We start from the raw sequence: 21026 nt of genomic DNA, 5'->3' as shown, positions 1-21026 counted from the left end.
ATGCGCGCGGCGCTGGTCCGCCCCGCAGAAGAGGTGCACCGGCACGACGTGCCGCTGCGGCCCGCCGCCGTCGCGATGGCCTGGCTCGGCGTCGGGCTCCCGCACGAGGTGCTCGCCGTACCGGGTGTCGCCCTCGCCCCGCACGACGTGCTGGTCGCGGTGGAGATGTCCACGATCTGCGGATCCGACATCCACACCGTGCAGGGCCGCCGGCACGCGCCGACGCCCCTCGTGCTCGGGCACGAGAGCGTGGGCCGGATCATCGCGATCGGCGACGAGGGCGCCCGCGCGGTCGACGGCGCGGCGCTGCACATCGGCGACCGCGTGGTCTGGTCGGTCACGGTCTCGTGCGGGCATTGCGACCGGTGCCTGGCGGGGCGCACGCAGAAGTGCCGGCAGCTCGCGAAGTACGGGCATGCGCGCATCGAGCCGCGGTGGGAGCTCACCGGCGGTTTCGCCGGGCACGTGCACCTGCGCGCGGGCACCGGGATCGTGCGCGTGCCGGAGGCGCTGCCGGCCGCCGCGCTCGCGCCCGTGTCGTGCGCCACGGCGACCGCCTGGGCCGGGGTCGCGCGCGGTGCGGTGCTTCGAGGCCGCGGGGTGCCGGATCCGTCCCCCTCCGCCGGCGAGGACGCGGAGGTGCTCGCGTGCGAACGGGTGCTCGTGCTGGGCGCGGGACTCGTCGGGCTCACGGCGGCGGTGATCGCCGCGGAGCTGGGCGGGCGCGTGCAGATCGCCGATCCGGACCCTGCCCGGCGTGCGTTCGCCGAGCGGTTCGCGCTCACCGCGATCGCCCCGGACGACGTCGCGGAGGAAGGATTCGACCTCGTGATCGAAGCCTCGGGGCACGCGGTGCGCGCGGCGCTGGACGCGGTCGACGTGGGCGGCGCCGTGGTGCTGCTGGGCAGCGTCTTCGCCGCGGATCCGGTGCCGCTCGACGCCGAGCGCATCGTGCGGGGGCTCGTGACCGTGGCGGGGGTGCACAACTACACGGGAGCCGAGCTGCACGCCGCGGCCGCGTTCATGGCCGGTCGCGGGCGCGCGCACCCCTTCGCCGACGCCGTGGGCACCGTGCATCCGCTCGCCGCGGTCGACGCCGCGCTCGTGCAGGCGGCCGCCCCCGGGGCTCCCCTGCGGGTGGGGCTCACCCCGCGCTGAGGCCGGTCCGCGGGGCGCGGGGGAACCGTGTCCCACTTCGTGCCCCACCATGTCCCGTTTTCGGCGGGGAAACCACCCCAGATCCAGCCGAAATCGGGACATGGTCGGTGGCCGCAGGCCAGCGCGGATCGTGCCAGGCTTGAGGGATGAACCCCCAGGAACCGCGGCAGCAGCCCGCTCTCGGCGTGCTGCTGGTCGTCGGATCCTGCCTGTCCCTGCCGTTCGGCGCCGCCGTCGCGACCACGATCTTCCCGGAGCTCGGCTCCTGGGGTGTCACGGGACTGCGGGTGCTCATCGCCGCGATCGTGGTGCTCGTCATCGCGCGCCCGCGGCTGAGGCGCTGGAACCGTGCGCAGTGGATCTCGGCGATCCTCTTCGGCGTCTCGATCGCCGCGATGAACGGCACCTACTACGCCGCGATCGACCGGATCCCGCTGGGGCCCGCGGTCGCGATCGAGTTCCTCGGCCCGCTCGTGCTGGCCGCGGTGCTCACCCGGCGCCTCGCCGATGCCGTCTGGGTGGGGATCGCGCTGGTCGGCATGGCGCTGCTCGGGGTCGACGGGCTCACCGGCGCCGAGGCGCTGGATCCCTGGGGTGTGCTGTTCGCGCTCATCGCGGCCGGGTTCTGGGTCATGTACATCCGGATGAGCACGCGCGTCGGCGCGCTCACCACGGGAACCGAGGGCCTCGCGGTCGCGCTCGCCGTGGGCGCCGTGCTGCTGCTGCCGTTCGGCGTGCCCGCCGCGGTGACCGCGGTGGCGGATCCTCGCGTGCTGGGACTCGCCGCGCTCACGGCCTTGCTCGCCTCGGTGATCCCCTACATCCTCGAGCTCGCGGCGCTGCGCCGCCTGCCGCAGCGCGTGTTCGGGATCCTGCTCAGCCTCGAGCCGGTCTTCGCGACGCTCGCGGGACTCCTCGTGCTCGGGCAGCACGCCTCGCCGCTCCGGCTCGCCGCGATCGCGCTGGTCGTGATCGCGAGCATCGGCGTCACGGCGGGCGCGCGGCGTCGTCGCGGCGCCCGGCCCGATGAGGAGCCGCCTTCGCCGCTGACCGGATCCATCGCGGTCGTCCCCGACTGAGGGCATCCCGACGGCGGGCGTCACACGCGCCGGCCCCGCCCTGCGCGGGCGTAGCCTCGGGACCATGAGCGCGCTCACCGACCTCCTCGACATCCGCACCCCCGTCCTCCTCGGGCCCTTCGGCGGGCTCAGCTCGATCCCGCTCGTCGCCGCGGTCAGCGCGGCGGGAGGGCTCGGATCCTATGGGCTGTACGGCTATGACGCGGAGCGCATCCGCACGACCGTCGCCGGGATCAGGGCCGCGACGCGCCGGCCGTTCGGACTCAACATCTGGCTGCCCCGGGGCGACGAGGTCGAGCCCGGCGTCGAGCACGACGACTACGCCGCGGCCCTCGCCCCGTTCTTCGCCGAGGTGGGCGCCGAGGTGCCGGCCCGCCCTGCGGCGTATCTGCCCTCGCTCGACGAGCAGCTCGCCGCGGTCCTCGAGGCCGCGCCGGCCGTGCTGAGCGTGGTCTTCGGGGTGCCCTCGGCATCGCTCGTCGACGAGGCGCACCGCAGGGGGATCCGCGTGATCGGCACGGCGACGACGGTCGCCGAGGCGCGCGCCCTCGCGGAGGGCGGCGTGGATGCGATCGTCGCGACCGGGGCCGAGGCCGCGGGCCACCGGGTCTCGTTCCTGCGCCCGGCCGAGGACTCGGTCGTCGGGCTGTTCTCGCTGCTGCCGCAGGTCGTCGACGCGGTCGACGTGCCGGTGATCGCCGCCGGCGGGATCTCGGACCGGCGCGGGGTCGCCGCCGCGTTCGCGCTCGGCGCGCAGGGCGTGCAGGTCGGCACGGCCTTCCTCGCCACGGCGGAGTCGGCCGCGAACGAGGCGCACCGGGCCGCGATCCGGGCGACGCCGGCCGAGGACGCGGTGCTCACGCGGGCGATGAGCGGCCGGCTCGCGCGCGGTGCGCGCAACCGTGTCGTCGCGGACATCGAGGCGGCCGGATCCATCGCGCCGTTCCCGGCGCAGAACTGGATCACCGGACGCTTCCGCACCCCGGCCGGGCAGCAGAACAGGGGCGAGCTGCAGTCGCTGTGGCTCGGCCAGTCGGCGCCGCTGGCCCGCTACGAGACCGCCGCGGCGGCGTTCGCCGAGCTGGCGGCGGGAGTGCCGTCCTGAGCTCCGGTCCCTTGCCGACACCGGTCCGGAACAGGGCCCGGCGCGGAGGCGAGCGCCGTCAGAGGATGACGGTCGAGCGGCCGTGCACGATGACGCGGTCGTCGGCGTGCCACTGCACGGCCCGCGCGAGCACCAGGCGCTCCACGTCGGCGCCGCGGCTCTGCAACTCCGAGGCCGACTCCGCGTGCGTGACGCGCGTGACGTCCTGCTCGATGATCGGGCCCTCGTCGAGATCCGCCGTCGCGTAGTGCGCGGTGGCGCCGATGAGCTTCACGCCCCGCTCCTTGGCCCGCGCGTAGGGGTTCGCGCCGATGAAGGCGGGCAGGAACGAGTGGTGGATGTTGATCACCGGGGCACCGAGGCTCCCGATGAAATCGTCGGTGAGGATCTGCATGTAGCGCGCGAGGACGACGAGGTCGACGTTGCCGCGCAGCAGCTCGAGCTGCCGCTGCTCCATCTCGGCCTTGTCGCCGGAGGGGATGTGCACGAACGGCACGCCGAACGAGCGCACCGACTCCGCCAGATCCGGGTGGTTCGAGACGACCATCGTGACGTCGATGTCGAGCTGGCCGCGCTGAGTGCGCCAGAGCAGCTCCATGAGGCAGTGGTCGTACTTGGACACGAAGATCGCGACGCGCTTGCGCTTGGACGCGTCGTGCAGCGACCACTCCATGCCGAAGCGCTCCGCGACCGCGGCCAGATCCGCTTCGAGGGCGGGACGCGCGGCGGCGAGGCCGTCGCGGTGGATCACCGTGCGCTGGAAGAAGCGCCCGCCGGCCGCATCGGTGGAGTGCTGGTCGAGGGAGATGATGTTCGCCCCGTGCGCGGCGAGCACCCCGGCCACGGCGGCGACGATCCCTGGCTGGTCGTCGCAGGCGATGAGCAGTCGTGCGGTGTCGGGCTGCGCCATGACAGGTCTCCTTGCAAGCGGGGGTGTCCGTCGATTCTGCCGCGCCCCGGCGCGCGAGGCGAATCGCGCGTGCAACGTGCGCGCGCCACGCGGATGTCGCGCCCTCCGGACGCCGGAAGGGACCCGGGCGCACGGCCCGGATCCCTTCCGACGAGGATCCCGCGGGGGAGGCCCTTTGCGCTCAGTTCCCGGAGAACTCGGCCAGGCTCAGCGTCTGGTCGCCCGGCCGCGTGAAGTGGCCGGCCTGGGAGGTGGTGGAGGCGCCGTGCGCCGCCGGCGCGTCCCAGGTGCGGCCGGGCGTGGTCGCCGCAGTGGACGTATCGATGCCCAGCACGAGTCCCGAGTAGCGGTTCACGAGCCGGACGGATCCGGTCGCCGCCCCGCTCGCGGGATCCGTGTTCGGCACGATGAACCACTGCTGTCCGACACCGGCCGACGCCTTGTCGGTGAGCGTGAGGCCCGCGCCCCACGCGCGCCCGGCGGTCGAGGAGGCGTCGACGCCCAGCAGTGCGCCGGCCTGGGTCGCGATCGTGTACGCGCCGTCGCCGGTCGCCGTGAACGTCCACGCGCCGTTCTTGCGGTTCACGGATCCCGCCGTCGTCAGCTTCTTGCCGTTGCCGGAGGCCGAGAGCTTGCGCCCGTCCGCGTTCGCGATCGTGTACGCCTTCGTCGTGTCGATCGCGGTCGCCGGCGACACCGAAGGACCGGCGTCGATCGTGATGTTCGCGAGCTGCGCGTAGGCGTCGCCCATGCAGCCGAAGGAGCAGTAGGACCGGAACGACTTGCCGACGATCGCCGAGCTCGTCTTGTTGGCCGGGTCGACGAACCACCGGTACCAGGACGCCGTGGTGTACGCGGATCCGGAGTCGCCGAGACGGAACCACTTCTGGGTAGCGAGGTTCTTCGTGGCGTAGAACTCCTGCGGCGCCTTGCCCGACTGGTCGGGGTTCTGCGGCTGTCCGATGTACAGCCCGAGGTAGGCGTCGTAGGTGACGTCCATCACGAACAGCGGCGAGGTCGCGGGCATCTGCCCGTTCTTGATCTGCTGCTGGGCCGTGCCGGGGGTCTTCGGGTCGTACTCCTTGTCGACCGGCGTGTAGCCCGTCTCGCTGTCATCGGCGACGGGGACCATGTTGCTCTCCTTGCCGGAGATGCCGGGCTCGGTCCAGGCGCCGTCGTACCACTTCTGCCAGGAGCCGGTCGCCATCTTCCCGGAGATCGGAGCGCGGGCGACGTGCTCGTAGAAGGCCACCCAGCCGCCGGTCTTGTTCACGACGCGGGAGCCGTAGAACGCGTAGAAGTAGCCGGATGCGTAGTCGACGTAGAGGCGGGGATCGCCGTCGCCGTAGTAATAGGTCTGCTGCGGGAATGCGGTGGTGTCGCCGCGGGTCGTGCTGTACGGCGAGGTGATCGCGTGGCCGGGGATGCTCCAGGTCTTGCCCTTGTCGGTCGAGACCGCGTAGTCGATCGCGTCGTAGTGCAGGCCGTCGCCGAAGGGCTTGGGCGTGAACTCGTTGTGCACCAGCCCGTACCAGTCGCCCGTGTCGGGGTCGACCCACATCTGCGTGATGTCGCAGTAGTTCGGCTGCGTGTAGCTGGATCCGGCCGGCGCCTTCGTCGACTCGACGCCGGTCGGGCTGGCGTTGCAGAAGTCGGTGGTGTCGGGATTCGTGCCGGCGGCGTTGAGCGCGTCGTCCGGCTTCGCCGTGTCGAAGTTCGAGCCGGTGTACCAGTTCCACTGGCGGATGTCGCCGTTGCTGCCGTCGGGCTCGTTGTAGTAGTTCGCGTGCGACTCGCCGAAGTGGAACGTGCCGTCCGCGTCGATGAACGGGCTGGCCGGGGTGTCGTCGGGGTAGTTCCACGTGCTGTTGTCGACCGAGTCGGTCGTCACGGTCGCGGCGGCCGGCTCGGGTGCGGGGGTGGGCGTCGGGGTCGGAGTGGGTGTGACGATCGGGTCGGTCGTGTAGGCGACGATCTCGGACGCCGAGGCGTTGTTCGAGCCGTTCACGGCGTCGAGGATCCGGAACTCGACGTAGCGCGCCGAGACGGGCTGGGCGAACGTGACGTACTGGATCTGCGTGCTGCTGGTCGGCTGCGAGAACGTCGCGGTGCCCGCAGGCGTCCAGGCGCTGCTCTTGCCGTCCTTGGCGACGGAGGGGTCGTTGGTGGTGAGGACCTGCACGTTCTTGGCCGGGCCGTTGCCCTGCACCTTGACGGAGTAGCCGAGCCCCGTGAGGGTGTGCTCGGCCCCGATGTCGAACGTGAGGTAGTGCGGCATCGGATCCGGCGTGCCGCCGTTGTAGTTCGAGGCCCACTGCGTCGAGTAGTCGCCGTCGAACGCGCCTTTCGCGGTGCCGTCGAGCGACGGCGGCGCGGGGTAGGGCGCCGACTCGGAGTCGACGTCGAGCAGGGTGTAGCCCGTGTCCGGGATCGCCGCGCCCGCGGGTGGGGCGGTGTCGGCGTGGGCGGCGACGGCGCCGAGCGTCAGCGTCGTCGCGGCGATCGCGAGCGCGGCGCCGGCGGCGAGGACGCCCCGTGATCGACGGGGGAGGGACAGGATCTGTGGAGGCATCGGTCTTCCTTGCTGCGTCATCGAGGCGGGGAGAACAGGGGCCACGGTACTCGCAAGTTATCGCTAACATCAAGGACTTTGCGGGAATTGTCGTGATCGCCGCGGTGTGGAGATATCGCAAACATGCCTCGGGGGCGGCCTGGGGATGGTCCCCCGGCGTCGGGGCGCTCTGGTTGCTCCGGCGGTGACGTGGTTCCGGAGAGGCGCCGATCCCTGCCGTGCGGTCAGCGTCGGGGCGCGGCCGTCGAGCGGCGCACGACGAGCTGTGGCGCGATCGTTTCGGCCGGGGGCACCGCGCCGGGGTGCGAGATCGCGTGCAGGAGGTGCTCGACCGCGATGCGGCCCACGTCGATGAACGGCTGGGCGACGGTGGTGAGGGCCGGGGAGCAGAACTCCGCGAGCGGGATGTCGTCGACGCCCACGATCGAGACGTCGTCGGGGATCGTCCGGCCGAGCTCGGCGAACGCCCGCGCGAGGCCGAACGCCATCTCGTCGCTCGCGACGAACACGGCGGTGACCTCGGGGATCCGCGCCAGGATCTGCCCGGCGCGGTGGCCCGAGGCGGGGGACCAGTCTCCGACGATCTCGGGCGGCGCCTCGCGGCCGGCGTCCGCGAGCGCGTCGCGCCAGCCCCGGGTGCGGCTCGAGGCGTCGAGCCACTGCTGCGGACCCGCGACGTGCCAGACGGTCTCGTGGCCGAGATCCAGCAGATGACGGGTCGCGATCCGCCCCACCTCGCGCTGATCGACCGCGACCACCTGAGTCGACGCGGTGCGCGAGCCGTCGATCGTGATCGTCGGCAGGGTGCGGGTGAGCTCGTCGATCGCCCGCGTCGTCGAGATCAGCGGCACCGCGAGCACGATGCCCTCGACGCCCTGGTCGGCCAGACGTGACATGGCCTGCTCGATCTCGCCCGCATCGAGCGAGGGCGTCGTGACGGAGTTCACGATGTAGCCGGCCTCGGATGCGGTCGTCTCGATGCCGACCGCGACCGCGCTCCGCGAGTAGAAGCCGGTGCGGAGCGAGACGACGCCGATCGCCCTGCTCCGCCCGGAGGACAGGGCACGGGCGGCGTTGTTGCGCCGGTAGCCGAGCTGGTCGACCGCGGCGAGGACCTTGGCCCTGGTCTCCGGCTGCACGCTCGGGTTGCCGCTCAACGTGCGGGAGACGGTCTGCGCGGAGACCCCGGCCAGGCGGGCGACGTCGGCCATCCCCGGGATGCGGCGGGGATCCGGCGTCGGTGCGGTCGTCATGGGGTCCGATCGTGGGCGGGCGCGCGGGCGTCGTCCCGGCACACGTGCATGATATCGATCACATCCCGGGAGGCGTGCGAGGTGCCGCCGTGGGAGCCGCGCGGGCATAGCCTTGCTCCGTGACCTCCTCGGAACCCGACGCCTCGCTCGCGGTGCTTCTGGACGACGCGCGCGCCGCCCTCTCCGGCCTGCCGCAGGAGGCGCTCGGTCGCGAGAAGACCTCGCGCTGGCGGGCGCCGCGCATCGTCCGGGCCGGATCCGCGTGGCACATCGGCGTCCTCCTGATCGCCGACGACGCTGTGTTCGCCACGGCCGAGGTGCTGCGCGCTGCCGCGCCCGTGCGGCGGGGCTACGCGGCGGAGTCGGCCCGCGCGAGGGCGGAGCGCCGGGCCGAGGCCTCGCGCGGCGGCTTCGCCGACGGCGAGACCGTGCACGTCGGGTGGACCCCGATCGACGTCGCCGCCGTGTCGGCCGGAGGCTCGTCCGGCCCGCTCGCCCTCGTGGACGGCGTCCCGTCGGTGCGCTGGTCGGCCTCCGGCGCCCTCGCCCCCCTCTCGTCCTACCTCGAAGACCGGATCGCCCTCCTCCGGGCCGCCCGCCCCTGACGCGCCCCCGCCCTCGCCTCGCCCCCGCCCCCGGCTCGCGCCCCTTCTCTGACCGCGAGACTCCAACTGGGCGACGAGACTGCGTCAAAGAGGCGCAGTCTCGTCGCCCAGTTGGAGTCTCGCGGTCAGAGGAGGGACCGCGAGGGCAGCGAGGGCAGCGAGGGCCGCGAGGGCGGGCGGGTCAGCGGGTCAGGGCGCGCTCGCCGAAGCGGCGCAGGATGCGGGCCGGCTCGGTTACGACGGATCCAAGGACGGCCTCCTGCACCGTGTGGAAGGCGTCGGGGTCGAAGTACCCCGTGGTGCGGTAGAACACCATGCGGTCGGCGAAGTCTCGCGGGGACGGCTCCGGATGGAACTGCGTCGCGTACAGATCGGTGCCCACGCGATACGCCTGCACGGCGCAGGTCTCGTTGCCGGCGAGCAGCACCGCGTCCGGCGGCACCTCGGCCGAGCCCTCCTTGTGCGCCGTGAAGGCGTGGAACACCGGGCCCGCGGGGCCGAAGAGAGGATCCGTCGCGGCGTCCGTCGTGCAGCGGATCTCGGCCGCGCTCGCCTCCTCCGGCGAGTCCATGCCGACGTCGCCGCCGAGGAGGCGCGTGACCACGCCGATCCCGAAGCACGTGAAGAACGCGGTCGTGGCGCCGTCGATCGCGCGCTCGGCGATGCGCTCCAGATCCGCCTCGACCCGTCGCTGCGTCGGGGACTTGCGGACGTCGGTGACGTTGAACGGGGAGCCGCCGATCACGAAGCCCGCATAGCGGTCGAAGACATCGTCGGGCAGCGCGGCGGTGGTGAGGTCGATGCGGTCGAGCGCGTCGGCGTCGACGCCGAGGGCGACACGGAAGGACGCGCGCTCCGCCGTCGCCGCATCCAGCTCAGGGCGCACGCCGACATACAGAAGCGAGGCCATCCCTGGATTCTAGGCGAGCGGCAGGGGTCGGCGGATTCGCGCCGAAACGCTCCGGAACACACGAGAGGGGGAGCGGGAATACGAGCGGCGAGGCCGCGTTGAACTTGATAGCACAACGCTCAAGTTTGAGAGGAAGCGAAATGCCCAACGACTTCACCGACGCGGGTTCGGGCTCGTTCGACGAGTTCCTCGCCCGCTACCTCGCCGGTGAGCAGGCCCGGCAGACCCGGTCGATCGACCTCAGCCGGTTCCTCACCGTGCGCACCCAGCGCATCCTGCAGCGCGCCGGCCGCTTCGCGCTCGAGCGCGGGCAGACCGAGCTCGACGCGCTCCACGTCCTCCGCACGATCGTCGAGGACGACGCGGTCGACCAGGCGATCCGCAACATCGGCGTAACCCCGCAGGCGATCGTCGACGCGGTCGACACGCGCCTGCCCGCGCCCGGTGAGCCCTCCGACGTCGAGGCGGCGACCATCACCCCGAGCGCGAGCCGCGCGCTGTTCCACGCCTATCAGGTGGCGCGCTCGTCGGGTGCGACCTACATCGAGCCCGAGCACGTGTTCTTCGCGCTCGTGCTCGGCCAGGACGCCCCCGCGGGCCAGATCCTCGCCCGCGCCGGCGTCACCGCCGAGGCCCTGACCCAGGGTCTGCGCGAGCCGATGCCCGCGAGCACGGCGCCGGAGCAGGACGGGACGGCCGCACAGGGCGCATCGGAGACGCCGATGCTCGACCAGTTCGGTCTCGACCTCACGGCTCGTGCGCGCGCCGGCGAGCTCGACCCGGTGATCGGCCGCGCCGACGAGATCGACCAGACGATCGAGATCCTCAGCCGTCGCACCAAGAACAACCCGGTGCTGATCGGCGAGGCCGGCGTCGGAAAGACCGCGATCGTCGAGGGTCTCGCCCGCGCGATCGTCGACGGCGCCGTGCCGGCGCAGCTCGAGGACCGCCGGGTGGTGGCGCTGGATCTGCCGGCGATGCTCGCGGGCACCCGCTACCGCGGCGACTTCGAGGAGCGCCTGACCAAGACGATGGACGAGATCGCCGCGCACAAGGGCGAGATCATCGTCTTCATCGACGAGGTGCACACGGTCGTCGGCGCGGGCGGATCCGGGGAGGGCGGCGGCATGGACGCCGGAAACATCCTGAAGCCGCGTCTCGCCCGGGGCGACCTGCACCTGGTCGGCGCGACCACGCTCTCCGAGTACCGCCGGATCGAGAAGGATCCGGCCCTCGAGCGGCGCTTCCAGCCCGTGAAGGTCGCCGAGCCCTCGATCGAGGACGCGGTGCGCATCCTCGAGGGTCTCAAGCCCGCGTACGAGCAGCACCACGCGGTCGCCTACACGGACGACGCGATCCGCGCCGCCGTGGAGCTGAGCGCGCGGTATCTGCCCGACCGGGTGCTGCCGGACAAGGCGATCGACCTCATCGACCAGGCCGGGGCGCGGCTGCGCCTCCGCCTCGGCGTCGTCACCGACGTCGCGGCGCTGTTCGCCGAGCTCGCCGACCTCGAGGCGCGCAAGAACGCCGCGGTCGGCGCTGAGCACTACGAAGAGGCCTCGCGGATCCGCGACGAGATCGCCGCGGTGCAGGCCCGGATCGACGACGCCGGCACCACGGCCGCGCGCACGGGTTCCGAGCCCGCGATCGTGGGGGAGGCGGAGATCGCCGCGGTCATCGCGCGCGCGACCGGGATCCCGGTCAGCCGCGTCTCCGAGACGGAGCGCGAGCGCCTGGCGGACCTCGAATCCGACCTGCACGCGCGTGTGATCGGGCAGGACGACGCGGTCGCCGCCGTTGCGCGGGCCGTCCGCCGCAGCCGCACCGGCATGGGCGACGCCCGCCGGCCGGTCGGATCCTTCCTGTTCCTCGGCCCGACCGGCGTCGGCAAGACCGAGCTGGCCAAGGCCCTCGCCGACCGCCTCTTCGACGACGAGACCGCCGTGATCCGCTTCGACATGAGCGAGTTCGGCGAGCGGCACACCGTGTCGCGGCTCGTCGGCGCCCCTCCGGGATACGTCGGCTACGACGAGGCAGGGCAGCTCACCGAGCGCGTGCGGCGCAACCCCTACGCGATCGTGCTGTTCGACGAGATCGAGAAGGCGCACCCCGACGTGTTCAACCTGCTGCTGCAGGTGCTTGACGACGGGCGCCTGACCGACGGCCAGGGCCGCACGGTCGACTTCCGCAACACCGTGATCGTGATGACCTCGAACATCGGATCCGAGTTCCTCGCGTCGCGCTCGGGCGCGCTCGGGTTCGTGGCGTCGCAGGACTCCTCGGCCAACGGGTTCGCCTCCCAGGAGGATCTGCGGGCGCGGGTGATGGGCAAGCTCCGTGAGGCCATGCGGCCCGAGTTCCTGAACCGCATCGACGAGATCGTGCTGTTCCAGAAGCTCAGCCGCGAGGAGCTGGGCCGCATCGTGCGGCTCCTGCTGCAGGCGACGTCTCGCCGCCTGGCGGGGCGCGAGGTGACGCTCGACGTCACCGACGCCGCCGTGGCCTGGCTCGGCGAGCACGGCTACGAGCCGGAGTACGGGGCGCGTCCGCTGCGCCGCCTGATCCAGCGCGAGGTGGACGACCGCATCGCGGATCTGTTCGTCTCGGGCGCGCTGCACGACGGCGGCCGTGTGGTCGTGGACGCGTCGGGCGATGTGCTGCACGTCACCGCGACCGCGGAGATGGCCCAGGCGGCCTGAGCGCACGCGGTCGACCGACCCACCCGGGCGTTGAGCGAAGACGCCGGAGGCGGCTGACCCCACCCGGTCGTTGAACGAAGACGCCGGAGGCGACGGGGACGAAACGCGGTGCTCTCGAGAGGGCGCCGCGTTTCGTCTCGCTGGGCCTGCGGCCCTGCTCGCTCAACGACCGGTGTTCGCTCGGCCTGCAGCCCTGCTCGCCTGACGATCGGGTTTCGCGGGCTCGCTCGACGACCGGGCGGGTGTTCAGCGGGACGACGTGGCGCGGCGCCCTCGGACGACGCCGACGAACGCCTCGATGTCGGGCGTCGTGGCGTCGGCGGGCCAGGCCAGGAGCACCGTTGAGACGGGCGCGTCGCGCAGGATCCGGTAGTCGACGTCCTTGCGGTGATGCAGGCGCGCGAGGGACATGGGCGCGACGAGTATTCCGACGCCGGAGGCGACCGTGGCGACCGCGTCCTCGATGGTCCCGAGCGGAGGGATCAGCGACGGGGTCGTCGGGAGGTCGAGGTCGCCCAGCACGTCCTCGTGGGTCGTGAGCAGCGTCTCGCCCTCCAGGTCCGCCGGAGACAGCTCCTCGGTGGCGAGCAGATGCGACTCGGCCCCGGCGATCACCACGGGAAGCTCCTCGTAGAGCGGGATCGCATGCATGCCTTCCTTGTCGAACGGCCCGCGCACGAGCGCGAGGTCGACGGCGCCCTCGGCCAGTGCGGTGCGCTGGGCGGCGAAGGAGAGCGGCACGAGCTCGAGCGTCACCCGCGGCATCCGCTCCTTCCAGGTGTCGATCCAGCGGCCGGGGGTCGCGCCGGGGACGGCGCCGAGGCGCAGCGTGCGGGGCTCCTCCGCGACCGGGGCCGGGGCGTCGAAGACGACCTTCTCCGCCTTCTTGCCGCGCGGCGCGGACTTTCCTGCGGGCTTCCCGCCGCCTTTGCCCTTGGCGGCCGGACCGCCGGCGGTGCTGCGGGCGCCGCCCTTCGCGGAGCGCACCGCGGGCTTGCGTCCGCCGGATGCGCCTCGCCTGCTCATGGGTTCAGCGTACCGGCGAGGACTCGGGATCCCCTGATCACGACCGAGCCCGCAGACGGGCACGCATCACGGGCACGCGTCATGAACACGCGCCCGGTGGGACGCGCGCCCGTCGTGTGCGCGCGATGCGGCTCGGCCGGCGCGGCTCAGGCCGCGAGCCAGAGGCCCTTGCGGTCGGTGTCCAGCGTCATGCCGGCGGCGATGATCTCGTCGTCCCCGATGCGGGCGCCGCGCGCGATGTGCGCTCCCGCCCCCACTTCGGTGCGCACGCCGATGCTGGCGCCGTCCCCGATCACGGCCCCCTGCCCGATGTGGGCATGGGCCTCGATCCGGGCGTTCACGCCCACGACCGCGTCGGGTTCGATCCAGGCCCCGCGCGCGACGCGCGCTCCGGCCCCGACCTTCGCGCGCGGTTCGACGTAGGCGCCCGCTTCCACGACCGCCTGCGGGTGCACCTTGGCACCGTGCGCGATGAGGCCGCGGCCGTTGGCGTGCTTGCGATAGCGCAGCGTGCCGCCCTGGCCGTCCTCGATGTCGACGTAGTTCTTGCCCACGAAAACCTCCCGTGCCCGGGACTTTCCCCGGATACATCTGCAACCGTGACGACCGCGGATCTATTCCCGTGCACGCAGTTCGCGCGTGTCGGGCGCCCGGGTCAGCGCTGGCAGCGGGGGCACCAGAAGGTGCGGCGCTCCTCGGTCGGATCCGCGCCGAGCTCTCCGCTCTCGATGAGCGCCCCGCAGCGCCGGCAGGTGCGGTGCGCGCGCCCGTAGACCCAGGTGGTGCGGCCGCGCTGAGCGACGCCGGTGAAGGTGCGGTCGAGGCGATCGCGGTTGGCGCGGATCGTGCGCGCCCCGAGCTCCAGCAAGGCCGTGACGTCGACGTCGGTCGCGGGCGTCGTGGGGCGCACTCCGCGCAGGAACAGCAGCTCCGCCGCGTACTCGTTGCCGAAGCCCGCGACGTTGCGCTGGTCGAGCAGCGCGACGTGGATCGGGCGCCGGTCGGCGCCGAGGCGTCGCGCCGCTTCGACGAGGTCCCAGTCGGCGCTCAGCGGATCCGGTCCGAGGTGCGCGACGAGCGCGTCCTCCTGCGCGGTGGGGACGAGCGCCAGCATCGAGACGTCGAAGCCGACGGCCACCGCCTCCACGGTGCCGACGATCGCGCGGGCGGTGTAACCGGGCGCCCGCCATCTCTCGCCGGGGCGGTACAGGTGCCAGGCGCCGTCCATGCGCAGGTGCGAGCGCAGCGTCTCGTCGCCGATCCTCATCAGGATGTGCTTGCCGTGCGGAACCACCGCGTGCACGACGGATCCGGTGAGGTCGGCGGTCGCGAGCCCTGGCACCCGCAGGTCGAACCGGGTGACGACGCCGCCGCGCAGCGCATCGTCGAGGCGGTGCGCGACGCGGTAGACGGTGTCGCCCTCAGGCATGCGCGGGCGCCTCTCCGGTGCGGCTCCCGGATCCGTCGACGGCGGCGCGGTCGGTCAGGGCGCGGGCCAGCATCGTGGATCCGGCGACCGCCGCGGGCATCGTGACGACCGCGCCGAGCGGAACCATGAAGCAGAGCTGGGTGGCGACGCCGAACCCGAGCACCCGCGCGCGCCCCGCGCCGAGCAGGCGCAGCCGGGCGTCGTGATCGAGGCCGCGGGCGTCGAAGGCCCGCCCGGTCAGCTCCCGCGCGAGCAGCCGGCCCGACAGCAGCACGCCCGCCACGGTCGCGAGCACGCCGCCGACGAGCGGGATGAAGCCCAGGACCAGGGTCAGCAGGGCGACGAGCGCGCCCAGCAGGATCAGGCGCAGACCCTCGCCGACGGTGCTCCAGAAGCCGGTCTCGCCGGTCGGCTCGGGTCCTCCCAGCGACCGTTCCACCTCGCGCCAGATGCGCTGGTAGAACGGGTCGCCGATCGTGAGCGTGAGCGCCGTGAACACCAGCCCCGACAGCACCGCGGCCGCGATGAAGAGCACGATGCCGAGGGCGATGCGCAGCGCGTCGCGCCACCCCGCGATCCAGCCGTCGGCGAAGGGCGTCATCCAGGCCGTGATCCCGCCGAGCGAGAGGCCCAGCGGGATCAGCGCGGCCGCGAGCACGACGAAGCTGATCGCGGCCGGGACGAGTCCGAGCGCGAGCAGGCGAGGATGCGTGCGCCACAGGCCGAATCCGCGCACCAGGGTGCCGAATCCGGCGGCGAACTCGCGGATCATGCCGCCAGGGTACGCGCCCCGCGAGGCCGTCGCGGATCCGGCACGTCTCACAGGGTCTTCCGCAGCGTGTAGCCGCGCGGAGTGGCGACGAACCCCGCCTCCTGCAGCAGCCGTCCGAGCAGCGCGCCGCCGGTCGTGCCGTACATCCCGTCGCCGTTCACCTTCTCGACCGTGAGCGTCTCCAGCCGCCGCGCCTTCGCCGTCGCCGCGAGGTCGGCGGTCGCGGCGCGCAGCTCCTCCTCGTCGTCCGTGAACGCGAGCACGGTCTTGCCGCCGCGCTCGAGGTACAGCGCGAGGGCGCCGTCGACCAGCACGACCAGCGCGCCCGCCTTCCTGCCGGGCCGGTGCGAGACGGCGCCTGCGGCCGTGTCGGCTCCGTCGCGCCGCGGCCAGCCGAGCGCCGCCCCGTAGGGGTTGGCGGGGTCGGTCGCGGCGAGGGTGCGAGCGGTCCGGGGCGGGGGATCCGCGAGCCCGGCGAAGGTGCGGAGCCGGTCGATCGTGGCGGAGGCGGCGAACTGGGCGGCGCCGAGCTTCTCGATCACGTAACCCCGCCGGCAGTGACCCGCCTCCTCGAAGTCCGCGAGCACGCGGTAGGCCTGTGCGAAACCACCGGGCAGGCCCTCGGACTGCACGGATCCGCGCGTGACGACGCCGTACCGGTCCAGCAGCAGGCCCGCGGAGACCGTGGCGCGCCGAGCCGGATCCGTCTCCGCCTCCGGCAGCAGCGACCAGCGCCCTCCCACGTTCAGCGGTCGCGGCGCGGAGGCCGGCCGCGCGAGCGACATCCCCCGGAAGGTGCGCGCGCGCGGGGCGCGGCGCGCGACCTTGTGCGCCTGGTTGCCGCCGCTCAGCAGCGCGCGGATCGGCGCGAACGTGTCGTTCGTGACGTGCCCCGACCACGCGAGGTTCCAGAGCGCCTCGACCACCGAGGCCTCGTTGTCGGCCCCCGTGGCTTCGCGCAGCTGCGCGGAGAAGTACGCGCCGCCCGAGGCGAGCGCGGCGAGCAGCTGCGCTTCGAGGGATCCCGGCTCCGGCGCCTCCGCGGCGAACGGGACGGTGAACGGCGCGAGATCCGCCGGGTGCAGGGAGACCCAGCCGTCGCGGCCGGGGAGGGCCCCGTGGCCGGCCCAGACGACCTCGCCCGAGCTGGTCAGCTCATCGAGCAGAGCCGGCGTGAAGTCGCGCACGCGCTGCGGGAGGATCAGCGACTCCCAGGCGCTCGCCGGGATCGGAACGCCCGCGAGCTGCTCGATCACGGTCGCGACTCCGTCGATGCCCTCGAGCGGACGCGCGAGGTGCTGCCACTCGGGAAGGAAGCGCGCGAACGCGGCAGGGGGCACGGGCTCGACGCTGCCGCGGATGGCCGCGAGCGAGCGCATCCGCAGCCGTCGCAGCACCTCCGTGTCGCACCACTCGGTCTCGTCCGGGCCCGCGGACGTCGCGGACGCGCGCGCGCCTGCCTCGGAGGCGCCGGGGGGATCCGGCAGGAAGTATCCGCTCGTGACGCGGCCGTCGGCCTCGAGCCGCTGCAGCGTCTGCCGCACGATCGCCGAACCGAGTCCGAACCGGGCGGCGACGGCGGATCCGAGGAACGGGCCGTGCGTGCGGGCATGCCGGGCCACGAGGTCGCCGAGCGGATCAGCGACCGGCTCCAGGAACGCCACCGGTATCCCGACGGGCAGCGGCACGCCCAGGGCGTCGCGGAGCCGCCCGGCGTCCTCGATCGCGGTGACCCGGCGGACGCCGCCGATCGTGACCTCGATCGCCCGGCGTGCGTCGACGAGGGCGGCGAGGTGGGCGGCGGCTTCGGCCACGCCCTTCGTCTCGTCGCTGCGCTCCTCGCTCAGGGACCGGTCGGCTTCCGGTCCCTGAGCGAGCGAAGCGAGACGAAGGGCGTCCGGTGCATCGGTCGGTTCGAGCCGTTCCGCGACCTCGTCCGCGTCGAGCGGTCCGAGCAGGCGCAGCAGGTCCGCGACGCCCTCGACACCGCGCGCCCGGCGGGAGGGATCCCGTCGCTGCGCCTCGCGCTCGAACTGGGCGATGACGTCCGGATCCAGCAGCTCGCGCAGTTCGACCGTGCCGAGCAGCTCGCCCAGCAGCGCCGGATCCACCGAGAGCGCGGCAGCCCTGCGCTCGGCGAGCGGGGAGTCGCCCTCGTACATGAACGCGCCGACGTAGCCGAACAGCAGATCGCGGGCGAACGGCGAGGGCTGCGCGGTCTGCACCTCGACGAGCCGGATGCGCCGCTCCGCGATGCCGGTCGCGAGGCGCCGCAGCGAGGGCAGGTCGTAGACGTCCTGGAGGACCTCGCGCAGCGTCTCCAGGATGATCGGGAACGTCGGGTGCTTGCGGGCGACCTCGAGCAGCTGGGCGGAGCGCTGCCGCTGCTGCCACAGCGGGGTGCGCCGGTTGGGGTTCATCCGCGGCATGAGCAGCGCGCGCGCGGCGCATTCGCGGAAGCGCGAGGCGAACAGCGCGGATCCGCCCACCTCGTCCGTGACGATGCGCTCGAGCTCCTCCGGCGCGAAGACGAACAGCTCGGCGCCGGGTGGCTCCGCATCGGCGTCCGGGACGCGCACGATGATGCCGTCGTCGCTCGCCACGGCGGATCCCTCGACCCCGAGGCGCTCGCGGATGCGGGCGTTCACCGCCAGGGCCCAGGGCGCGTGCACCATCTGCCCGTAGGGGGAGTGCAGGATCACGCGCCAGTCGCCGATCTCGTCGCGGCTGCGCTCGACGGTCAGCGTGCGATCGGTGGGCAGCGTGCCCGTCGACTCCTTCTGCTCGTTGAGGTGCGCGAGCAGGTTGGCCTGCGCGCGGTCGTCGAGGCCGGCCGCGCTGAGCCGCTCCCTCGCCTTCTCCGGGGTCGCCCCCTGCACCTCGCGGTTGAAGACGCCGAGCGCCTCGCCGAGCTCGAAAGGGCGCCCGAGGCCGTCGCCGTGCCAGAACGGCACCTTGCCGGGCTGCCCGTAGGCGGGGATCACGTTGACCCGATCGTGCGTGATCTCGGCGATCCGCCAGCTCGTGGTGCCGAGCGTGAACACGTCGCCGACCCGCGATTCGTAGACCATCTCCTCATCGAGCTCGCCGACGCGTGCGCCGGTGGTCTCCCCGGCGACGAAGACGCCGAAGAGCCCGCGGTCGGGGATCGTGCCGCCGCTCGTGACCGCGATCCGCTGCGCGCCGGGGCGTCCGGTGAGGGTGCCGGCGTCGCGGTCCCAGACGAGGCGCGGACGCAGCTCGGCGAACTCGTCGGAGGGGAATCGTCCGGCGAGCAGGTCGAGCGTCGCCTCGTACGCCGAGCGGGGGAGGGCGGCGAAGGGCGCGCTGCGGCGGACGGTGTCGAACCACTGCTCGACGTCGAGCGGTTCGAGCGCGCAGGCGGCGACGGTCTGCTGCGCGAGGATGTCGAGCGGGTTCCGCGGCACGCTGATCGCCTCGATCTGCCCGGCGAGCATGCGCTCGGTCACGATCGCGGTGTGCAGCACGTCGCCGCGGTGCTTGGGGAACAGCGAGGCCCGGCTGATCTCGCCGACCTGGTGCCCGGCCCGGCCCACGCGCTGCAGTCCGGATGCGGCCGAGGGCGGCGCCTCCACCTGGATCACGAGGTCGACCGCGCCCATGTCGATGCCGAGCTCGAGGCTGCTCGTCGCGACGACGCAGCGCAGCGCACCCGACTTGAGCTCCTCCTCGACGATCGCCCGCTGCTCCTTCGAGACCGAGCCGTGGTGCGCCTTCGCGAGCACCGGATCCGCCCCGGCGGTCGAGCCCGCCTGAGCCATCATGGCGGCGGGCACCATGGCGGCCGGCAGGTCGAGCCCGATCCGCTCGCTGTAGATCTCGTTCAGCCTCCCGGTGAGCCGCTCGGCGAGGCGTCGCGAATTCGCGAACACGATCGTCGAACGGTTCTGCAGGATCCTGTCGACGATCGCCTCTTCGACGTGCGGCCAGACGGATCCAGTCATCTCGGTGTTCTCGCCGAACGCGTCGGCGCCGAAGTCCTCCGCGCGCTCGGCGCCGGAGGGACGCGGGGTCTCGTCGGTGCCCGGCGGGGGCGGGGGATTGAGCATGTCCTCAATCGGCACGACGACCTGCAGGTCGAAGGTCTTCGAGGCGGGAGGCGCCACGATCTCGACGGGCTGCGCGCCGCCCAGGAACCGTGCCACCTCGTCGATCGGGCGCACGGTCGCGCTGAGGCCGATGCGCTGCACGGGGGCCTCGGCTCCGGCCCCGCGGCGCAGCTGGTCGAGCCGCTCCAGGCTGACCGCGAGGTGGGCGCCGCGCTTGGTCGCGGCGACCGCGTGCACCTCGTCGATGATGACCGTGTGCACGTCGCGCAGGGTGTCGCCGGCCCGGCTCGTGAGCATGAGGTACAGCGACTCGGGCGTGGTGATGAGGATGTCCGGCGGGTCCACGACGAGCCGGCGCCGGTCCGACGAGGTCGTGTCGCCGGAGCGCACGCCCACCGTCACCGCGGGCGCCGGAACGCCGAGCCGGCGGGCGGACTGGCCGATCCCGATGAGCGGCGAGCGCAGGTTGCGTTCGACGTCGACGCCGAGGGCCTTGAGCGGCGAGATGTAGAGGATCCGGGTGCGGCCGGGGCGTTCGGCGTCCTTCTTCGAGGGGCGCTCGCCCAGGGTTTCGGCGCCCTCGGTGGTGCGCTCGCGGAACACCCGGTCGATCGCCCAGAGGAAGGCCGACAGCGTCTTGCCCGATCCCGTCGGCGCGACGACGAGCGCGTGCCTCCCGCCCGAGATCGCGTCCCACGCCCCCGCCTGGGCGGCGGTGGGTGCGGTGAACGCCCCGCGGAACCAGTCCTGGGTCCCGGGGGTGAAGCGGTCGAGCACGCGGTGCGCCGAGCCGGTCGAAGCGTCGCTCATCCGTCCATCTTCGCGGCTGCCGCGGACATTCGGGGGCGGATCCGCCCTGGGCGCAACGGCCCGAACACGCCGACCGGAGGCGTGCGGTTCAGCGCTCCTCCCGTCCTCCGCGTTCGGGGCGTGCTCGGCGGGAGCGCTCTCGCATCTCGGGGGCGAAGAAGATCAGCACGCCGAGCGCTGTCGGCACCAGGGCGGCCATCGCGAGCACGTACCCCTTCGGCTCCGCGTAGCCGCGACTGACGATCATCGCCTGTGCGATCACGAACCCGAACGAAAGGCCGGTGCCGGCGCTGCCGAGCGCGCGCAGCACGACAGCCCCCACGCCGGAGCCGCGCGCGCGACGGGTCAGGAGATCGACGACGACGGCGAGCACGGTGCAGGCGGGTGCGATGAGGATCCAGACGATGCTGACGATGCTCGCCTCGGTGTGCAGATACCGCAGTGTCGCGCCCGAGGCGACGACCCACGCGAGTGCGGCGAGGATCCAGGCGGTCAGGCACAGGGCCGAGGCCGGGCGGGCTCGATGCCACGGACGGGCGGTCGGGTCGGCGGGCTCCACGCCTCGACGCTACCCCGGCGGGCGCCGTGCCCGCGTTCCGATCCTGTCGCGGATCTCCAAGCCCTGCGC

The 21026-nt window shown here is 73.1% G+C and carries 15 protein-coding genes; 5 read left to right on the top strand and 10 right to left on the bottom strand.

What is annotated here, in order from left to right; translation table 11 throughout:
- From ACIPY5_RS10005 to ACIPY5_RS09995, 3 genes are all read left to right on the top strand, one after another.
- Positions 1 to 1158 (top strand): alcohol dehydrogenase catalytic domain-containing protein, encoded by a 1158-nt coding sequence (locus ACIPY5_RS10005; protein WP_400969983.1) that lies wholly within the window; start codon positions 1 to 3, stop codon positions 1156 to 1158.
- Between the two features lie 146 nt (positions 1159 to 1304).
- Positions 1305 to 2237 (top strand): EamA family transporter, encoded by a 933-nt coding sequence (locus ACIPY5_RS10000; protein WP_400969980.1) that lies wholly within the window; start codon positions 1305 to 1307, stop codon positions 2235 to 2237.
- A 64-nt stretch (positions 2238 to 2301) separates the two neighbouring features.
- Positions 2302 to 3342 (top strand): NAD(P)H-dependent flavin oxidoreductase, encoded by a 1041-nt coding sequence (locus tag ACIPY5_RS09995; protein WP_400969977.1) that lies wholly within the window; start codon positions 2302 to 2304, stop codon positions 3340 to 3342.
- 58 nt (positions 3343 to 3400) lie between these two features.
- Here ACIPY5_RS09995 and purU read toward each other — a convergent pair whose 3' ends face one another.
- From purU to ACIPY5_RS09980, 3 genes are all read right to left on the bottom strand, one after another.
- Complete coding sequence (gene purU / locus ACIPY5_RS09990; protein WP_309339470.1) at positions 3401 to 4252, bottom strand: formyltetrahydrofolate deformylase; 852 nt, start codon at positions 4250 to 4252, stop codon at positions 3401 to 3403.
- 181 nt (positions 4253 to 4433) lie between these two features.
- On the bottom strand, positions 4434 to 6824 hold the full coding sequence (locus ACIPY5_RS09985) for a discoidin domain-containing protein (protein WP_400969973.1): 2391 nt from the start codon (positions 6822 to 6824) through the stop codon (positions 4434 to 4436).
- Positions 6825 to 7048: 224 nt separating this feature from the next.
- Positions 7049 to 8077: a LacI family DNA-binding transcriptional regulator gene (locus ACIPY5_RS09980; RefSeq protein WP_309339466.1), complete on the bottom strand. Its 1029-nt coding sequence runs from the start codon at positions 8075 to 8077 to the stop codon at positions 7049 to 7051.
- Positions 8078 to 8196: 119 nt separating this feature from the next.
- Here ACIPY5_RS09980 and ACIPY5_RS09975 point away from each other — a divergent pair, with 119 nt between their 5' ends.
- Complete coding sequence (locus ACIPY5_RS09975) at positions 8197 to 8682, top strand: glutaminase (protein WP_400969969.1); 486 nt, start codon at positions 8197 to 8199, stop codon at positions 8680 to 8682.
- Positions 8683 to 8863: 181 nt separating this feature from the next.
- Here the strand turns inward: ACIPY5_RS09975 and ACIPY5_RS09970 are convergent, their stop codons facing one another.
- Entirely contained in the window at positions 8864 to 9592 is a 729-nt protein-coding gene (locus ACIPY5_RS09970; protein WP_400969968.1) for a GMP synthase, read from the bottom strand.
- Between the two features lie 140 nt (positions 9593 to 9732).
- Here ACIPY5_RS09970 and ACIPY5_RS09965 point away from each other — a divergent pair, with 140 nt between their 5' ends.
- Positions 9733 to 12291, top strand: coding sequence for an ATP-dependent Clp protease ATP-binding subunit (locus ACIPY5_RS09965; protein WP_400969965.1), 2559 nt, complete (start codon positions 9733 to 9735; stop codon positions 12289 to 12291).
- A 246-nt stretch (positions 12292 to 12537) separates the two neighbouring features.
- On the opposite strand, the gene ACIPY5_RS09960 is transcribed toward ACIPY5_RS09965, so the two are convergent.
- The 6 genes from ACIPY5_RS09960 to ACIPY5_RS09935 all read right to left on the bottom strand — a co-directional run bounded on the left by ACIPY5_RS09960 (position 12538) and on the right by ACIPY5_RS09935 (position 20957).
- A complete protein-coding gene (locus ACIPY5_RS09960; RefSeq protein ID WP_400969962.1) occupies positions 12538 to 13317 on the bottom strand; it encodes a LysR family substrate-binding domain-containing protein in 780 nt (259 codons plus the stop codon).
- Between the two features lie 146 nt (positions 13318 to 13463).
- Complete coding sequence (locus tag ACIPY5_RS09955; RefSeq protein WP_045272888.1) at positions 13464 to 13871, bottom strand: transferase; 408 nt, start codon at positions 13869 to 13871, stop codon at positions 13464 to 13466.
- Between the two features lie 101 nt (positions 13872 to 13972).
- On the bottom strand, positions 13973 to 14746 hold the full coding sequence (locus tag ACIPY5_RS09950; RefSeq protein ID WP_400969958.1) for a DNA-formamidopyrimidine glycosylase family protein: 774 nt from the start codon (positions 14744 to 14746) through the stop codon (positions 13973 to 13975).
- Positions 14739 to 15518, bottom strand: a complete 780-nt coding sequence (locus ACIPY5_RS09945; RefSeq protein WP_400969955.1) for an EI24 domain-containing protein — start codon at positions 15516 to 15518, stop codon at positions 14739 to 14741. Before ACIPY5_RS09945 ends, ACIPY5_RS09950 begins: the two co-directional genes overlap by 8 nt.
- Before the next feature lie 47 nt (positions 15519 to 15565).
- Positions 15566 to 20398 (bottom strand): DEAD/DEAH box helicase, encoded by a 4833-nt coding sequence (locus ACIPY5_RS09940; RefSeq protein ID WP_400969952.1) that lies wholly within the window; start codon positions 20396 to 20398, stop codon positions 15566 to 15568.
- 88 nt (positions 20399 to 20486) lie between these two features.
- Positions 20487 to 20957 (bottom strand): hypothetical protein, encoded by a 471-nt coding sequence (locus ACIPY5_RS09935; protein WP_400969949.1) that lies wholly within the window; start codon positions 20955 to 20957, stop codon positions 20487 to 20489.
- Between the last annotated feature and the right edge of the window lie 69 nt (positions 20958 to 21026).

The sequence above is a fragment of the Microbacterium sp. NPDC089698 genome, from assembly GCF_044749045.1.
Classification (GTDB): Bacteria; Actinomycetota; Actinomycetes; order Actinomycetales; family Microbacteriaceae; genus Microbacterium.
Note: the sequence above shows the minus strand (reverse complement) of the source record. Positions and strands in the feature narration are given on the sequence as shown.